Origin of the sequence: Acinetobacter sp. 1542444, assembly GCF_000581835.1 — a bacterium.
Taxonomy (GTDB): Bacteria; Pseudomonadota; Gammaproteobacteria; order Pseudomonadales; family Moraxellaceae; genus Acinetobacter; species Acinetobacter pittii.
The window spans coordinates 330,544-347,079 of sequence record NZ_JEYA01000003.1; the positions used below are offsets into that span (position 1 = coordinate 330,544).

Sequence of the window (16,536 nt, forward strand, 5' to 3'; positions counted from 1 at the left end):
GGATCATTTTTTTTGTTCGAACTTCGGATTTTTTTCTGCTCGTTTAAGCAGTACTAGAACAGCACCTGTGCCGCCTTGATTTTCTGGAGCACTTACAAAAGCCAAAACATCACGGTGTTGACGTAACCATCCGTTGACATAGGTTTTTAAGACCGCTTCTGGGCCTTTACCATGCACAATTTTGATGACATTTTGATTTTCATCTTTTGCCATCTGGATAATTTGTAAAACTGCGTCACGTGCTTGTTCAATGGTACAGCCGTGTAAATCTACAGCTTCAAACCAACGCATCTTGCCTGCTTTTAAGTCTTCAAAAACCTTATGTTGCAGAGTCGCAATGCGATAGCTTAACGTTGCTTGGCTTGTGACTGGATTTAAAGCAGCTTGAGTATCTGATAACTCGGCATGCTCGGTATCACGGCCACCTTCTGCGGCTGCACGTTTCGCTAGAGTTTGTGCGTCGACTTTTCTGGCACGAGGTGTTTTTACATCGGCAACATTACTATTGTTGATGCGTTTAACGCCAGCAACAGCCTGTTGAAATAGATGTGTATCTTCCAATTCTTCAGACTCAGCCTGAGCTTTTTTAGACTCAGGCTGATTTGCGATTTTGCTTGAATGAGGATTGGAGATTTGCTTTTTAAATTGCTTCAATAACTTTTGTTGCTCTTTAGAAAGCGATGAATCTTTATTACTCATATATCTTCATTAAACCGTTTGAGGTTGTCCAAAAAGTGCAGTAAAAGCTTGATCTGGACGGGGTTGTTTCATAAAACTTTCGCCCACCAAGAAACTGTGAATATCATGCTCTTGCATCATACGCACATCATCTGGTGTCGCAATACCGCTTTCAGTGATTAATAAACGTGAGGTCGGAAGTAATTTTTTCAATCGAATGGATGTATTTAAATCTACATCAAACGTTTTTAAATTACGGTTATTCACGCCTAATAAACATTGCTCAGAAAGCTTTAAAGCTCGTTCCATTTCTTCTTCATCATGAACTTCAACCAACACATCAAGTTGATGTTCAAACGCAGTTTTAGACATTTCTTCGAGTTGCTGGTCAGACAAACAAGCAACGATTAATAAAATACAGTCAGCATGCAAAGCACGAGCTTCAACTACATTATATGGGTCAATCAGAAAGTCTTTACGTAAAGCAGGGAGGGCACAATGATTGCGAGCAATCGCAATATTTTCATCTGCTCCCTGAAAGAAATCAACATCGGTCAGTACCGATAGACATGCTGCTCCAGCTTGTTCATATTGCTGGGCAATTTCGGCAGGATTAAAGTCTGCGCGAATAATTCCTTTTGATGGAGACGCTTTTTTAATTTCAGCAATTACACCAGGGCGTTTATTTTTTAAAGCATTTGCAAAGCCTCGAACTGGAGTCGCAGCTTTTGCTAGTTCTTCAACATCTTGCAAATTACGTTGTTTTAAACGCGCAGCAAGTTCCTCATGTTTACGGTCAACAATTTTACCTAAAATGGTATTTTGAATATTAATCATGAGAAATCCTTAATCTGCCTGAGATTGCTTTAATGTTTTGGTAAATTCAGCCAAAACACTCATTTTTTCTAAAGCCTGTCCGCCATAGATAATATCTTGAGCGAATGTAACAGCCTGAGCATAAGTTTTGGTAATGCCCGCCACATAGATGCCTGCACCTGCATTAAGCGCAATCATGTTTGCTGCTTTTTCACCAATATCGGATTTATTTTTGCTTAAAGCATCTTTAATTAACTTTAGACTTGCTGTTGCATCAGCGACAACCAAACCACTTAAAGTTTGCGACTCAATTCCCACATCTTCAGGATTAAGCGTCCACTCAGTAATTTCACCATCTTTGAGTTCGGCAATAGCAGTAGGAGCAGCAAGACTGATTTCATCAAGACCGTCTTTTGAATGAACAACCATCACGTGTTCAGCACCTAGTTGTTTCATCACTTCGGCAATTGGACGGCAAAGTTCATCTGAAAATACGCCAATCACAAATCGCTTTACACCAGCCGGGTTGGTCAGTGGGCCAAGTAAATTAAAAATACTTCGAATACCAAGTTCACGACGTGGGCCAGCAGCATATTTCATGGCTTTGTGATGGTTTGGTGCAAACAAGAAACCTACACCCATTTCACGGATACAGCGCTCGGTTTGTTGCATATCTAAATCAAGATGAATACCTGCTTGTTCAAGTAGGTCTGATGAACCTGATTTACTTGAAACGCCACGGTTACCATGTTTTGCAATGGTTGCGCCTGCTGCTGCAATGACAAAGCTTGAAGCTGTAGAGACGTTAAATAAATTTTGGCCATCACCACCAGTACCCACAATATCAACCAAGTGTTTGATATCACTCACATCGATCTTGATCGCAAATTCGCGCATGACACGTGCAGCAGCTGTCATTTCGTCAATGCTTTCACCTTTCATGCGTAGGCCCATCATTAAAGCACCAATTTGTGCTTCGGTTGCCTCACCTTGCATGATGCTGCGCATAATTTCTTCCATTTGAGGCTGAGTCAAATGAATGTTCTTGGTAATGTGGTTGAGCGCCTGTTGGATATTCATAGTCATGATTTACAGCATTAATGATTAAAATTTTTAGGTGAAGTTGATCAAGAGTGGGATGTTCAGCTTGTTGCGTTCCATGTTTCACTAGCTACGGGGAGCTATGTTAGCAGAAAATAACCAAAGATTTTTGTTGTTCGATACGAGTTTTAAAAAATTTGCTGGTTTATTACTTTAGTTTGATTAATAAACAGAATTTATTCATTGAAAAAGGTTTTAGTTTGTTGTGAGTTTTTATGATAAATAATTAACCATTTGGTATATCTTAAACATAAATATATCTAGGAAAAATGCGTATAAATCAACCAAATAAAAGTGGATATAGTAGGGCGATCTTTATTTTGTCTATTAATAAATATGTATTTAAATAACTTGAAATATGTAGGAGCTTTAAAAAATAAGCGCTCATTTATTTTTGTATTTGTTGCACTGTTTCATCCACTGGAAAGCTATGCGCAAGAAGCTGTAGAGCAACCACAAAAGCAAGCTAAAACAGATAAAGTAGTCCGTGTTGCTGTGACAGGGTCTCGGATTTCAAAAGCACAAAAAGATGGCCCGACTAGTGTGACCGTAATTACCGCAGCCGATATTGAAAAACAAGGGTTTAGTAATGCATTTGATGCGCTTAATAACCTGACGCAGAACACGGGTTTTGTACAAGGCGCCGATTATGGAAATACTTTTACGCCTGCGGCTAATGCTATTAGTTTACGGGGCTTAGGACCGAATCATACTTTGACTTTGATTAATGGGCATCGGGTTGCAGATTATCCTGTGCCATACGATGGGTCTGTCAATTTCGTGAATTTAGCCAATATTCCAACTGCTATTATTGATCGTATTGAAATATTAAACGGTGGTGCCTCTGCAATTTATGGTTCAGATGCAATTGCAGGTGTGGTGAATATTATTCTGAAAAAGAAAACAGACGGCACACAATTTAATATCAAGGCAGGCGGAACCAAAGAAGGCGGTGAAAATTTACGTTTACAACTGAGTGGTAGTAAAACTTTAGACGAGCTTAGTCTTGTTTATGGGATTGAACTCAGCGGCCGTGAACCGATATGGGCAGCCGATCGGGATTTTATGAAGAGTCGAACTCGTTTGGGAGAAAAACCAGATACAGTTGTAGGTCGTAAAAATGCCAATACTGGAAAATATCTTTCCATTGGTGGGTGTCAGGCCTTTAATGGTTTATTCAAAGGTTCAGTCAGTAATATTGGACAAGCAGGGGCGGACAATTGTGCCAGTGGTTTGGCTCGACCAACTTATTGGACTGTTCAAACCCAAAACCGCAGTCAAAATGGTTATCTCGGTTTAGACTATGAGTTAAATGATAAAACTCAATTGTTTGCCGATTTTTTAATTGGCGCCAATCAAATTGAAAACAATACGCGTGGTCCGACATGGACATCTTTAGGTGGATCAAGTGGTTATTTCCTAAATCAAGATTCGGGAAATTATGAAATTTGGAATCGTCGTTTTGCACCTGAAGAATTAGGCGGGGTAGAGCGAGTAAATAAAAAATGGAAAGAACTTTCTTCAAACTTAAATTTTGGAATTCGAGGCGATATTGGGGAGACGAGCTGGAGTTATGAAGCGGCCTATAATGGTTCCATTTATACCAGTCAGCTACGCCGCCAAGGCTTATTACGTTCGAATGTTGATGAATATTTCTTAGGTCAGCAACTTGGCACAGATGCAGATGGTATTCCTATTTATTCACCTCATTTAGATCGTTTAAGTCGACCACTGACAGCAAACGAATTTGAAAGTATTTCGGGCACAACAAAAGAAAAAGATAAATCATGGGCACAAAGTTTGAGCTTAAGCGCGAATGGTGACGTATTTAAGTTACCTGCAGGAACTGCCAAACTTGCGGCTGTGGCTGAAATTGGACGTCAAGGTTTTTCGATTAAGCCAGATCAGGCACTTGAAAATGGTGAGTTTTATAATGCAAGTTCTAGTGGCGAATATAGTGGCACACGTACACGCCAAGCACTCGGTGCCGAATTATTCTTGCCTTTAGCGAAACCATTAAATTTAACGCTGTCTGGACGTTATGACCGTTATGCTTTGTCAGATAACAGCATTGATAAGTTAACTTTCGGTTCGGGTCTCGAGTTTAGACCACATCCGACTTTATTGGTGCGCGGTAACTACGCGACTAGCTTTCGTGCACCAGATATGAACTATCTGTTCTTAAATAAGCAAAAAGGTTATTTCGCAAGTACGACCGATTATTTACGTTGTAGCCAAACGGGACAACCTTTAGATAAATGTAGCTTTAAAGATTACTCGCCTGGGGCAAACTATACTTTAACCGGAAACAAAGAATTAAAACCTGAAGAGGGTAAATCTTATGGTGCAGGCTTTGTTTGGTCACCAACCAATAAATTTGATATCAGCGTTGATTACTGGGATATCAAAATTGATAATCTTGTGACGAATTTAAGTGAAGATAAAATTCTACGTTTAGAAGCAGATTGTCGTTTAGGCAACCAAGATATTAACTCTGCGGCCTGTATTGATGCATTGGCACGTGTAGAGCGTAATCCTGCAAATGCAGTTGTCGATCCAAATGTGATTAAGAATATTAATATTGTTCCGATTAATGCTGCATCAGACCATACCCGTGGGATTGACTTCACTAGCAGATGGCGCTGGAAAACAGACAGCTTTGGTAACTTTCTCTGGACGATCAATTATAGCCGAGTACTAGAACATGAATATCAACAATCAAAAGATGGCGAGAAAGATGACTATTTAAAAGATTTAACCATTCCTGATTGGCGTGACCGTTTTAATACCAGTCTCAGCTGGAGCTTTGGTGATTGGGCATCAACAGTATTAGTTAATCGTTATGGCAAAATTCCAAACGGCGACCAGACTGCCTATCTAAGCCCAACGTATTTAGTGAACTGGAGCGGTACTTATCAAATATCTCCAAAAGCGTCTGCTTCAATCATTATTAATAACTTGTTTGACAAAGTGAAACGAGATGATACGGGTGGTTGGCCGTATTATCCGGTAGGATCATATTCACCATTCGGCCGTCAAGGTTGGTTGGAGTTTAACTATAAATTCTAAGAATGATGTGTGGATGCAGCGAAGTGGTACAGCATTTGCTGCATCTTTTTATTTAAAACTACAGAGGATAAAACCCCTTATGCTGGTCAAGCCTTCATTTAAAAAAAGATTGCTACTTACAACATTATTATCTTTATCTGCGACACAGATTTTTGCATCGAATAACAGTGAACAAATCCCGATTGGTAAATTACCCGAGTGGGTCGTACCCGAATCTTATGATTTAGATTTTAAGATTGATCCCGCACAAAAAGGCTATACCGGTAAAACTACGATTCATCTAAAACTGGCTCAAGCCACAGATCACATCTGGATTCATGGTAAATCTTTGACGGTGAAAGATGTGAGTATTACATCGGCAGAGGGTACTAAAACCAAGGCAAAATATGAGCAAGCCTCTGAAGTAGATGGGGTGAGTAAAATTAAATTTGCCAAGACCTTGCCCGCAGGACAGTATCAACTTGTTCTAGATTTTAATGCAGCGTATGACCAGCAACTTGACGGTATTTATAAAATCGAGTTTGAGGGTAAACCTTATGTGATGACTCAAATGGAAGCAATTAGTGCACGCCAGTCATTTCCGTCATTTGATGAGCCACGTTTTAAAACGCCGTTTAATATTCGTTTGACGATTCCAAGCAAATATTCAGGGTTTGCCAATACCCAACAAACTTCGGAGCAAGCAGATAAGTCAGGTTGGAAAACACTCAGTTTTGCACAAACTAAACCACTACCCACTTATTTACTTGCGTTGGCTGTCGGACCTTGGCAATTACAAAAAGGGCCTGATATTGGTGCAACTTCATGGCGTAAGCAGTCTATCCAGCTACGTGGTATTGCACCCGATGTAAAAGCTGAAAAAATGCAGCATGCCTTATCTGAAACGCCAGCCATTTTAAAAACTTTAGAAGATTATTTTGCCTTTGGTTATCCATTTGACAAGCTAGATTTACTGGCAGCACCAGACTTTGCCGCTGGTGCAATGGAAAACCCAGGGCTAATTACTTTTAGAGATTACTTGATGTTGCTAGATAAGGACTCGCCAGTCTCTTTTGTACAGAATTCATTTAATGTCAATGCACATGAGCTGGCGCATCAATGGTTTGGTGATGTCGTCACGATGCCGTGGTGGGATGATTTATGGCTAAATGAATCTTTTGCGACATGGATGCAAAGTAAAATCACTCAAAAATTACATCCGGAATTTAATGCTGACCTAGAACGTATTGCAGATACTGCCGATGCGATGAAAAGTGATAGCTTGGTGAGTGTGCGCCGTATTCGTCAACCTATTTTAAGCAATGCCGATATTCAAACGGCTTTTGATGGCATCACTTATCAAAAAGGTGCAGCTGTTTTAAATATGTTTGAAAGCTACTTAGGTGAGGAAAAATTCAAACAAGGGGTACGCAATTATATTAATAAGCACCAATATGGTAATGCGACAGCCAATGATTTAATTAGCGCTTTAGCAGAGCAGTCTGGACAAGGTGAGCGTTTTGCCAGAGCGATGAAAAGTTTCCTTGATCAACCTGGTGTGCCTTTAATTAACACCGCATTACAGCAAGAAGGCAATAAAGTCTTTTTAAATGTGAAGCAAAGCCGTTACTTACCTGTGGGTTCAAAAGGTGATGCAAGAAGCCTGTGGGGTGTACCTTTATGTGTACGTTATGAAGTTCCAAATGCAGGTAGTAAAGTACAATGTGAATTGGTAGATCAAGCAGAAGCCAAGATTGAACTCAAAGGTGCTAGCCTTGGCAGTTGGTATATTCCAAATGCAGATGCGGCAGGATATTACCAATTTAGTTTGCCACAAAAAGAGTTTACTCGTCTGACTGCTGCTACAGAAAAGCTTTCTAATACTGAACAGTTGGCCTACGCCTACGCGATTTCAGCTGCTTTTAACCACGGTGATATTAATTTATTGGCTGTCGTAGATGCTGCGAAGAAATTTGCCAATTCAAATAGCCGACAAATTAGTACAGCGCTGTTTTCCCAGTTAAGTACGATTTATCGTCATGTATTGAAAACAGAAGCTGAACGTGAACATTTTAGAAAAGTCTTAGCTAATTTATATTTACCTAAATTAAATCAGTTGGGTTATGTCAGCAAAAAAGGTGAACCAGCTGAAGACAGTTTATGGCGTAGTGAGTTGGTTAGATTTCTTGCTTTAGATATTCAAATTTCAGAAGTTCGTACACAACTGTTAAAACAGTCAGATGCTCTCTTTGCTCAAAAGCAGCTTAACTTTGCTCAAGTAACACCTGAATTATTGCCAACTATTTTAGCTGTACGTGTACAAGAAAAAGGCCAACCTGCTTTTGATCGTTTATCTGGAGAGCTACAACGCGTGACTCAACCGACACAACGTCTTGCAATTCTTACAGCCCTAGGTTCAGCAAATCAAGAAGCAACACGCCAACAAGCACGTCAGTTGATTTTGAACCCTCGTGTTAAAGTCGGTGAAGTTCGTACCGTGGTCAACTCAATCAATAATTATGGAGATGAGCAAGGGGGGCTATGGTCTTGGTTTAAAGTAAATCATGACGCCGTGTTTGATCGTTTAGGTAAATCTTCGGCTGGGCGTTTCCCTGCTATGTTTAGTGGGGGAGCTTGTACCCAACAACAAGCGGCACAGTTAAATGACTTTTTTGCACCACGAACTAAAGAATTGGTTGGGGTTGAAAGAGGATTGAAACAGACCAAAGAGCGTATTCAACTCTGCGAATCTTTAGTGGCTAAACAAGATGGATCACTTGTGCAACAATTAAAGTTGTAATTGTTCCAGCCATGAAAAAAGCCAACTGATCTTAGTTGGCTTTTTTATTCAGGTTACTTATCAAATCCAGTCATTTTTAAAATGACTTATTCGAAGCTGAATTATGCATAAATATCTAAAAAGTTTTTAAAGATTTGATGGCCATGCTGACTCAAAATTGATTCAGGATGGAACTGCACACCTTCGACAGGCAATGTCTTATGTTTAATACCCATAATTTCTTCCATTGAGCCATCTGCTTCGTTGGTCCAGCACGTTACTTCAAGGCAATCAGGCAGAGTTTGCTGATCAATCACCAATGAATGATAACGAGTTGCCGAGAATGGGCTAGGGAGATTACTGAAAATACCTTTATTGCTATGGTACATATCAGATAAACGTCCGTGCATCACTGTTTTGGCTCTTACAATTTTTCCGCCAAAAGCTTGCCCAATACTTTGATGCCCTAAACACACGCCAAGCAAAGGAATTTTTCCGGCAAAGTGATTAATTGCAGGAATTGAAATACCTGCTTCACTTGGAGAGCAAGGGCCAGGACCAATCACGAGATATTTAGGTTGCCATCGTTCAATATCCTCTAATGTGACTTGATCATTGCGAACTACTTTTACTTCCTGATTCAACTCGCCAAAATACTGGACGATGTTGTAGGTAAAAGAGTCGTAATTGTCGATCATTAGAAGCATGATGAACTTAACCTCATGATAATTAATATATATTTAATAAGTGACTAAAATAGTTACCCATATTGATACCCGTTTTCAGAAAAGGCTTTTTAGGTTTTAAAATAAGAAGCCGCTTTCTAATGGGCTAATATAGCAAAAAAAGAAGTAACCAGTTTAACTATTTCATTCGTTAGAAATTTGCAGAAAAACGGCTTTAAGAAGTGAGTCTTTTGAAATTATAGATAAGTACAATTAAGGCAGAATAAGCTTTTCTTAGAGATAAAAAACTATTCTGCCTTGGTCACACAAGAAGATTAAATCTTACGTGTGTTATAGATCAGCCAATCTAAAACATCGCCAGATAAATGTTCGGCCAGTCTTTCTTGAACCATTTGGTGATAGGTATTTAGCCAGTCTTTCTCTTCATTCGTTAGCATATCAACAACGATACAATCTAAATGAATTGGGCAAAGGGTCAGCGTTTCAAACTCTAAGAATTCACCGTAAGTTTTTTCAAATCCCGAGTGAAGTTTGTTTGCAACCAGATTCTCAATACGAATGCCGTATTGTCCCTCATGGTATAAGCCCGGCTCGTTAGAAATAATCATTCCTTCACGCAATTTGCTATGGGCATGTATAGGTGCGTAATAAGAAAGTACTTGCGGACCTTCATGAACGTTAAGTGCAAAGCCTACGCCGTGACCTGTTCCGTGTCGATAATCTAAACCATGTTGCCACAGCGTATGGCGACAAATTGAATCGAGTAGCGGAGCAGCTAAACCTTCGGGATAAATGGTTTTTGCTAAAGCAATATGACATTTTAAAACCAGAGTAGAGTCACGTTTTTGTTGTTCTGTTGGTGTCCCGACGGGAACAACACGGGTAATATCCGTTGTTCCATCTACATATTGCCCACCTGAGTCAATCAGCAATAGACCATCGCCTTCAATAAATGAATAGTGCTCTTCAGTTGCACGGTAGTGAGGTAAAGCACCATTAGCATTAAAGCCAGCAATCGTTGAAAAACTTGGCCCTATAAATCCATCTTGCTGCGCACGGAAAGCTGTAATCTTTTCATCAATAGTGAGTTCTGAAATACTTTCACCATGATGAAGTGCTTTCTCTAACCAGTGGAAAAAGTGGCAAAGCGCGACTCCATCTTTAACCATTGCGTGACGGATATGCGCAATTTCGCTTTCATGCTTACGCGATTTAAAAAGTGTACTTGGGTTGATGTCGTAGACAACCTGAATATCTTTTGCGATGGCTTGTTCATGAAAAATCGAGACTTTGGCTGGATCTAAAAGTACCGAGGTATCAGAAATATTCGATAAAAACTTAGCTGTATCTTCGTAGTCTCGAATCTCAATGTCATCAGCTTTGAAAGCTTGTTGAGAGGTTGAATCAACTTTGTTGCTATCAATGAATAAAACAGCCTGTTGAGTACTGATATACAAATGTGAAAGGAATACAGGGTTATACTCTACATCTTGTCCACGTGCATTTAAAACCCAAGCAATATCATCTAAAGATGAAATAAAATGACCCGCAATATTCTTGTTAGCTAAGCTCTCGCGAATTGCCTGAATTTTTTCTTTACGAGAGAGGGCATTTAACCCTTCAGGCATTAAATGGATTTTTTCTGATGGAAGTTCTGGACGGTCTACCCAAATCTCTCCGACTAAGTCTTGCTGGGTTTCAAGTTTATAATTATTAACTCGTGCAGTATGTTCGAGTGCTTTGAATTGTTGAATGGATAAAGTATGCCCATTTACCACAATGACTGATTCTGATTGTAGATTTTTTTCAATCCAAGCGAGATGTGTAGAAGTTTCATCACTGGTCAGTTTTTGTAATTGAAAGCCAGTTTCAGCGAGTTGTTGCTCGGCTTGTACCCAATAGCGACCATCCGCCCATAGACCTGCAAACTTTTGGGTCACCACAAGCGTACCAACAGAACCACTAAAACCGCTTAACCACTGCCTTACTTTCCAATAGTCTGGTAAATATTCTGACATATGGGGATCGGCACTCATCACAATCAAAGCATCAATATGCTGATTGCGCATGAGTTGACGAAGTTTCTCAAGTTTTTCTGGAACAGTTAAAACGCTCATATAGTTTCCAACTCAGGTTGAACTTTACTGGTACTTTTGTTCATTAATCTATTAATAGGTTTCTTTAATAAAAATAACACGATTGCACCAACGACTAATGCCAAAACGCATCGCATAAAGAGATTCGGTAAATGATCAATATTATCTGCTGATACATGTCCACCAATAAGACCAGCGATGAGATTACCTAAAGCTGTGCCAGTAAACCATAGCCCCATAATTTGACCGCGTATGACATCAGGTGCAAGTTTAGTCATGGTTGATAGCCCAATTGGGCTTAAACACAGTTCTCCTATGGTAAGTAAAAATAAAGTTCCTACTAACCAAAATGGTGAAACTAGCCCGCCAGCAATTGCGAAACGACTAGCAAAAGACATAACAAGAAAGCCACCTGCTGCGAATAACAATGCAATAATAAATTTGCTGATATAGCTTGGGTCTTTATTTGATTTACCTAGTCTTGCCCAAAGCCATGCTGCAACTGGGGCAAAAATAATAATAAATAGGGCATTAATTGATTCAAACCATACAGTTGGAATCTCAAATCCAAAAAACATACGATCTGTATAGTCTTGTGCAAATAAAGTAAAAGTTGTGGGCTTTTGTTCAAAAGCTGACCAGAATAGGGCAGAGGCTGCTAATAAAACAAAGCAAATAATAATTTTAAATTTATCATGTTGTTCTAAATTCAGGAAAAGCAGTAAATATGCAAAATAAGCAATAATCCCAATACCAATCCCAACTGTTAAATAAGTTGCTACCTCGACCGGATTGATATGAATGACACCAAATAAGGTAAGAGCAATAACGACTGCAACAGATAGTAAAAAGGAGAAAGCAATTTTTGGTGCATTTTTGTTTTGTACGACAGGTTTATTCCAATTGTCATTTTCTTGACGTAACTCATTAAAAGTTTGTAACTGAGGAACAGCCAATACACGAAAAATAAGTAATGCAACTAACATCCCAAGGCCACCAATTCCAAAACCTAAGTGCCAGTTATGATCACGTGCTAATAAGCCTGTAAGAAGAGGAGCAATAAAAGAACCTAAATTAATCCCCATGTAAAAAATGGAAAAACCAGCATCGCGCCTACTATCTTGAGCTTTATATAACGTTCCGACAATCACTGAAATACAGGTTTTAAATAATCCGGTACCTAAAACAATAAGGACTAAACCGAAATAAAAAAAGAATTGATCAAAAATGGTAGTGAGGGCAATAGATAAATGACCTAGTGCAATAATAATAGAACCATACCAGACCGATCGCGCCTGACCTAGCCAGTTATCGGCAATCCAGCCACCAAAAACGGTCATTAAATACATAGATCCAGCAAATAATCCAACAATTGCGGCTGCAGTTGGACGGTCAAGACCTAAACCACCGTCATTAACCATTGCGATCATATAAAGAACGAGTAAAGGCCGAATACCATAATAAGAAAATCTTTCCCAAAGCTCTGTAAAAAATAAAGTTTTTAATGGTTTTGGATGGCCGAAAAAAGCTCTGTCATATTGTTCGAGTTCATGCTTCATTTCAAATCCTTTGAACATATTTGTAGTTTAGATAAAACAAAACTTTTAGTTTGTTTAATTATAAAAAAAAGTTATGTTTTATTTTTTAGATTTTTTAAAATGAAAAAGCAAGTTGGTCATGTATAAAAAAGGTATATAACAAATGGTAAAAAATTAGAAAGTTGAAATTATCAGTCGAAAAGATTCCTCTTGGCGCACCAAAGCTGATCAGGCCAGCACTAGCGTAAAACTACGATAAGAAAAATTAAATTAACACTTTAAAACCTCAACCTTTCTATGGATGGGCAGTGAAGAGTAGTAATTGATATTATTTAAAAAAATTGTGTAGAGTTACTTAGAAATCGTATTTATGTTCAAACCTTTTTGGCAAGGGCATATTGTAGATACCATCGTCTAATTTAGAAATTAACAGTTCTATCGGGAATAGATTATTATTTTTAAGCATTACAGTAAGAAAGTCAGATTTCTATATAAGAAAGTATTATGATCACAAATTACTGTTAGATATTGATGCGGTGATTCATATTAGCGCAACAATTTTGCACTAAATTAGGGCGATTTCGAGCTATTCTTGTATGCCATAATTTGAAAATGTCTGAATATGGTGCATTTAACTATGCAAACAGTATAATGGGTTCAAGACAAGGGGCCTAAATCATGGATAGTTATAAGCAATTCAATGTTTTAGGTAAGTCTTATAAAGTTGGTATGAGAATTGCTATATAAATACCAGCAACTAACACGCACTTAACAAGTGCAACAAAATTTCATTGGAGCAAAATGAGCATGGCGAACAAGGTCCTTCAACTCATACAAGAAAGTGGCGCAAAATGGGTCGATTTTCGCTTTACTGATACTAAGGGTAAAGAGCAGCACGTAACTTACCCAGCTGATTCTATTGATGAAGATACTTTTGAAGACGGTAAAATGTTTGATGGTTCTTCAATCGCTGGTTGGAAAGGCATTGAAGCATCTGACATGATTTTACGTCCAGATGCGGAAACTGGTTTTATCGACCCGTTCTTTGCTGAACCAACTGTAGTTGTGACTTGTGACGTTATTGAACCTTCAACTGGTCAAGGTTATGAGCGTGACCCACGTTCGATTGCTCGCCGTGCAGAAGAATACTTAAAATCTACAGGTATCGGTGATACTGCATTCTTTGGTCCAGAACCAGAATTCTTTGTATTTGATGAAGTGAAATGGGACATCGATATGTCTGGCGCTCGTCATACATTAATCGCTGAGGAAGCTGCTTGGTCTACGGGTAAAGACTACGAGTCTGGTAACTCTGGTCACCGTCCACGTGTTAAAGGCGGTTACTTCCCAGTTCCTCCAGTTGATTCTTCACAAGATATGCGTGCAGAAATGTGTGCAAAAATCGAAGACATCATGGGCCCAGGTCGTGTAGAAGTACATCACCACGAAGTTGCTTCTTGCCAGTTAGAAATTGGTGTGAGCTTCAATACACTTGTACGTAAAGCTGATGAAGTTCAACAGTTCAAATATGCTGTTTGGAATGTTGCACATCAATATGCAAAAACAGCTACGTTTATGCCTAAACCAATGGTAGGCGATAACGGTTCTGGTATGCATGTTCACATGTCTATCTCTAAAGATGGCAAGAACTTGTTTGCTGGTGATGAATATGCAGGCCTTTCAGAAATGGCATTGTATTTCATCGGTGGTATCATCAAGCACGCTCGTGCATTGAATGCAATCACAAACCCATCTACAAACTCATACAAGCGTTTGGTTCCTCACTTCGAAGCGCCAATCATGCTTGCTTACTCAGCACGTAACCGTTCTGCTTCTATCCGTATTCCATACGTTTCTAGCCCTAAAGGTAAGCGTATCGAAGCTCGTTTCCCAGACCCAATGATGAACCCGTACTTAGGTTTCGCTGCATTGTTAATGGCTGGTATCGACGGTATCCAAAACAAGATCCATCCAGGCGAAGCTGCTGATAAGAACTTGTATGATCTTCCTCCAGAAGAAGAAGCAAAAATCCCAACAGTTGCTCATAGCTTAGATATGGCTCTTGAAGCACTTCAAGCAGATCACGAGTTCTTGTTAAAAGGCGGCGTGTTCACTAAAGAAATGCTTGATGCATACATTGAACTTAAAACTGAAGATGTACGTCGTCTTAACACGACTACTCACCCAGTTGAATTTGATATGTACTACAGCTTGTAATACATATTTTGTAAAAAAGCCTGCTTATGCAGGCTTTTTTATTGCTTGGAATGTTGATTGAATTCTCTACGTTTTTTATCAAAAATTTGGAGTAAACTAGGTGCGAGTTTTCATGTGAGCAGATTATGCGTAAACGACAACCAGTACTTAAACAGGAAAAGACTTTAAATCCTGAGTTGAAAACATGGTTGTATGCTTCTGGTTCTCTGACTCAACAACTCACTGAGCTTGGTGGTGGCCAGTTTAGTGTGAAGCCCTTTAAAGAGCACTTTCAGCGTTTAACTTTGGCAGATAGTCAATGGATGAACATGCCTCATGCTCATACTTCATGGGTTAGGGAAACCTATTTATATGGTTGTGAAGCAGAGCCGTGGGTGAAAGCAAAAAGTATTTTTCCAATTCAAAGCTTACAAAAAAGAGCGCGTATATTTCAGCACATCGGCTCTAAACCGATTGGCTTTTTTCTATTTCAAAGAACGACTCCGCTTTGTGACCGTCGTGTCATTCGTTTGCCAGAAGGATGGACGCGACAAAGTTGCTATACTTGGCATGGATGTAAATTTATCGTCCAAGAAACATTCTTACCGGCTTTTGAAGCTTTTTTAAATCAGCAGCACGACAAGGAATTACTATGACGACTGCAACAGGCACAACATGGCGTCAGCGTTTAGAAGCTTATTATTATCTATGTCGATTTGATAAGCCAATTGGTACTGAACTGGTGTTTTGGCCAACCATGTGGGCACTTTGGGTTGCATCAAAAGGAATACCTGATTTAGGTATTTTATTTGTCATGATTTTAGGCGTGATTTTTATGCGCGCTGCTGGATGTGCGATTAATGACTTTGCTGATCGTAAAGTAGATGCCCATGTTGAGCGTACTAAAACGCGCCCTTTAGCAACGGGAGTTATTCGCGCAAGGGAAGCCGTATACGTTTTCTTGGGTCTTGTTTTAGCAAGCGCATGTCTTTTGTTCTTTTTACCGATCGAAACTTTCTACTGGTCATTTGGGGCATTACTTCTAGCGTTTATTTATCCATTTATGAAACGCTATACCAACTTACCCCAAGTATTTTTAGGTGCAGCATTTTCATGGTCAATTCCTATGGCTTTTACCGCGGTAGGTAAAACTCCAGATTTGACTTGCTGGTTGCTCTATTTTGGTAATTTGGCTTGGACTGTGGCTTATGACACTCAATATGCAATTACAGATCGTGAATATGATTTAAAGATTGGCGTGAAATCTACAGCTATTCTTTTTGGTCGATATGACATCCAGATCATTGCTCTTTTACAAGCAACTAGTCTTGTTTTGATTGGTACTGCACTATATTTAGAAAATATTTTATTCCCATGGGCAATTATTGCTTTAATTGTAGTGGCATTCGATTTTGTATATCAAACAATTAAAACCAAAGACCGCAACCCTCAAGTATGTTTTTGGGCATTTCGTCACAATCGCTGGGTTGGATTAATCATTTTTCTAGGAATATTTTTAAATTTCATATAGTAAAAATGACCGTGAGGTTGAAAAGTGTTCTATGCAGAGCACTTTTTTTATGTCTTAATATTTGTGC

Annotated in this window: 11 protein-coding genes; 5 read left to right on the plus strand and 6 right to left on the minus strand. The window is 39.1% G+C overall.

Translation table 11 applies throughout. The annotated features are described in order from the left end of the window. Positions 1 to 3: 3 nt before the first annotated feature. Genes J580_RS13655 through trpD form a run of 3 tightly spaced genes read right to left on the minus strand, consistent with a single transcriptional unit; the run spans position 4 to position 2,574 of the window. Entirely contained in the window at positions 4 to 699 is a 696-nt protein-coding gene (locus tag J580_RS13655; RefSeq protein ID WP_032004555.1) for a Smr/MutS family protein, read from the minus strand. 9 nt (positions 700 to 708) lie between these two features. Next, on the minus strand, positions 709 to 1,515 hold the full coding sequence (gene trpC, locus J580_RS13660) for an indole-3-glycerol phosphate synthase TrpC (RefSeq protein ID WP_032004557.1): 807 nt from the start codon (positions 1,513 to 1,515) through the stop codon (positions 709 to 711). A 9-nt stretch (positions 1,516 to 1,524) separates the two neighbouring features. Further along, positions 1,525 to 2,574, minus strand: a complete 1,050-nt coding sequence (gene trpD / locus J580_RS13665; protein ID WP_002118605.1) for an anthranilate phosphoribosyltransferase — start codon at positions 2,572 to 2,574, stop codon at positions 1,525 to 1,527. Between the two features lie 357 nt (positions 2,575 to 2,931). Here trpD and J580_RS13670 point away from each other — a divergent pair, with 357 nt between their 5' ends. Next, positions 2,932 to 5,664: a TonB-dependent receptor plug domain-containing protein gene (locus tag J580_RS13670; RefSeq protein ID WP_032004559.1), complete on the plus strand. Its 2,733-nt coding sequence runs from the start codon at positions 2,932 to 2,934 to the stop codon at positions 5,662 to 5,664. 7 nt (positions 5,665 to 5,671) lie between these two features. Further along, positions 5,672 to 8,443 carry a M1 family metallopeptidase gene (locus J580_RS13675; RefSeq protein WP_081403650.1) on the plus strand — a complete coding sequence of 924 codons (2,772 nt, stop codon included), beginning with the start codon at positions 5,672 to 5,674 and terminating at the stop codon, positions 8,441 to 8,443. A gap of 101 nt (positions 8,444 to 8,544) precedes the next feature. Here the strand turns inward: J580_RS13675 and J580_RS13680 are convergent, their stop codons facing one another. The 3 genes from J580_RS13680 to J580_RS13690 all read right to left on the minus strand — a co-directional run bounded on the left by J580_RS13680 (position 8,545) and on the right by J580_RS13690 (position 12,781). Then, on the minus strand, positions 8,545 to 9,129 hold the full coding sequence (locus tag J580_RS13680) for an anthranilate synthase component II (protein ID WP_032004562.1): 585 nt from the start codon (positions 9,127 to 9,129) through the stop codon (positions 8,545 to 8,547). A gap of 293 nt (positions 9,130 to 9,422) precedes the next feature. Continuing rightward, entirely contained in the window at positions 9,423 to 11,225 is a 1,803-nt protein-coding gene (locus J580_RS13685; protein ID WP_032004564.1) for an aminopeptidase P family protein, read from the minus strand. Next, positions 11,222 to 12,781, minus strand: coding sequence for a peptide MFS transporter (locus J580_RS13690; RefSeq protein ID WP_078225155.1), 1,560 nt, complete (start codon positions 12,779 to 12,781; stop codon positions 11,222 to 11,224). Before J580_RS13690 ends, J580_RS13685 begins: the two co-directional genes overlap by 4 nt. Positions 12,782 to 13,543: 762 nt before the next feature. Here J580_RS13690 and glnA point away from each other — a divergent pair. The 3 genes from glnA to ubiA all read left to right on the plus strand — a co-directional run bounded on the left by glnA (position 13,544) and on the right by ubiA (position 16,469). Then, positions 13,544 to 14,959 (plus strand): type I glutamate--ammonia ligase, encoded by a 1,416-nt coding sequence (gene glnA / locus J580_RS13695; RefSeq protein WP_002052696.1) that lies wholly within the window; start codon positions 13,544 to 13,546, stop codon positions 14,957 to 14,959. A 125-nt stretch (positions 14,960 to 15,084) separates the two neighbouring features. Then, positions 15,085 to 15,594, plus strand: coding sequence for a chorismate--pyruvate lyase family protein (locus J580_RS13700; RefSeq protein WP_032004566.1), 510 nt, complete (start codon positions 15,085 to 15,087; stop codon positions 15,592 to 15,594). Continuing rightward, positions 15,591 to 16,469 (plus strand): 4-hydroxybenzoate octaprenyltransferase, encoded by an 879-nt coding sequence (gene ubiA / locus J580_RS13705; protein WP_032004568.1) that lies wholly within the window; start codon positions 15,591 to 15,593, stop codon positions 16,467 to 16,469. The genes J580_RS13700 and ubiA overlap by 4 nt, the downstream gene beginning before the upstream one ends. The last annotated feature ends 67 nt before the right edge of the window (positions 16,470 to 16,536 follow it).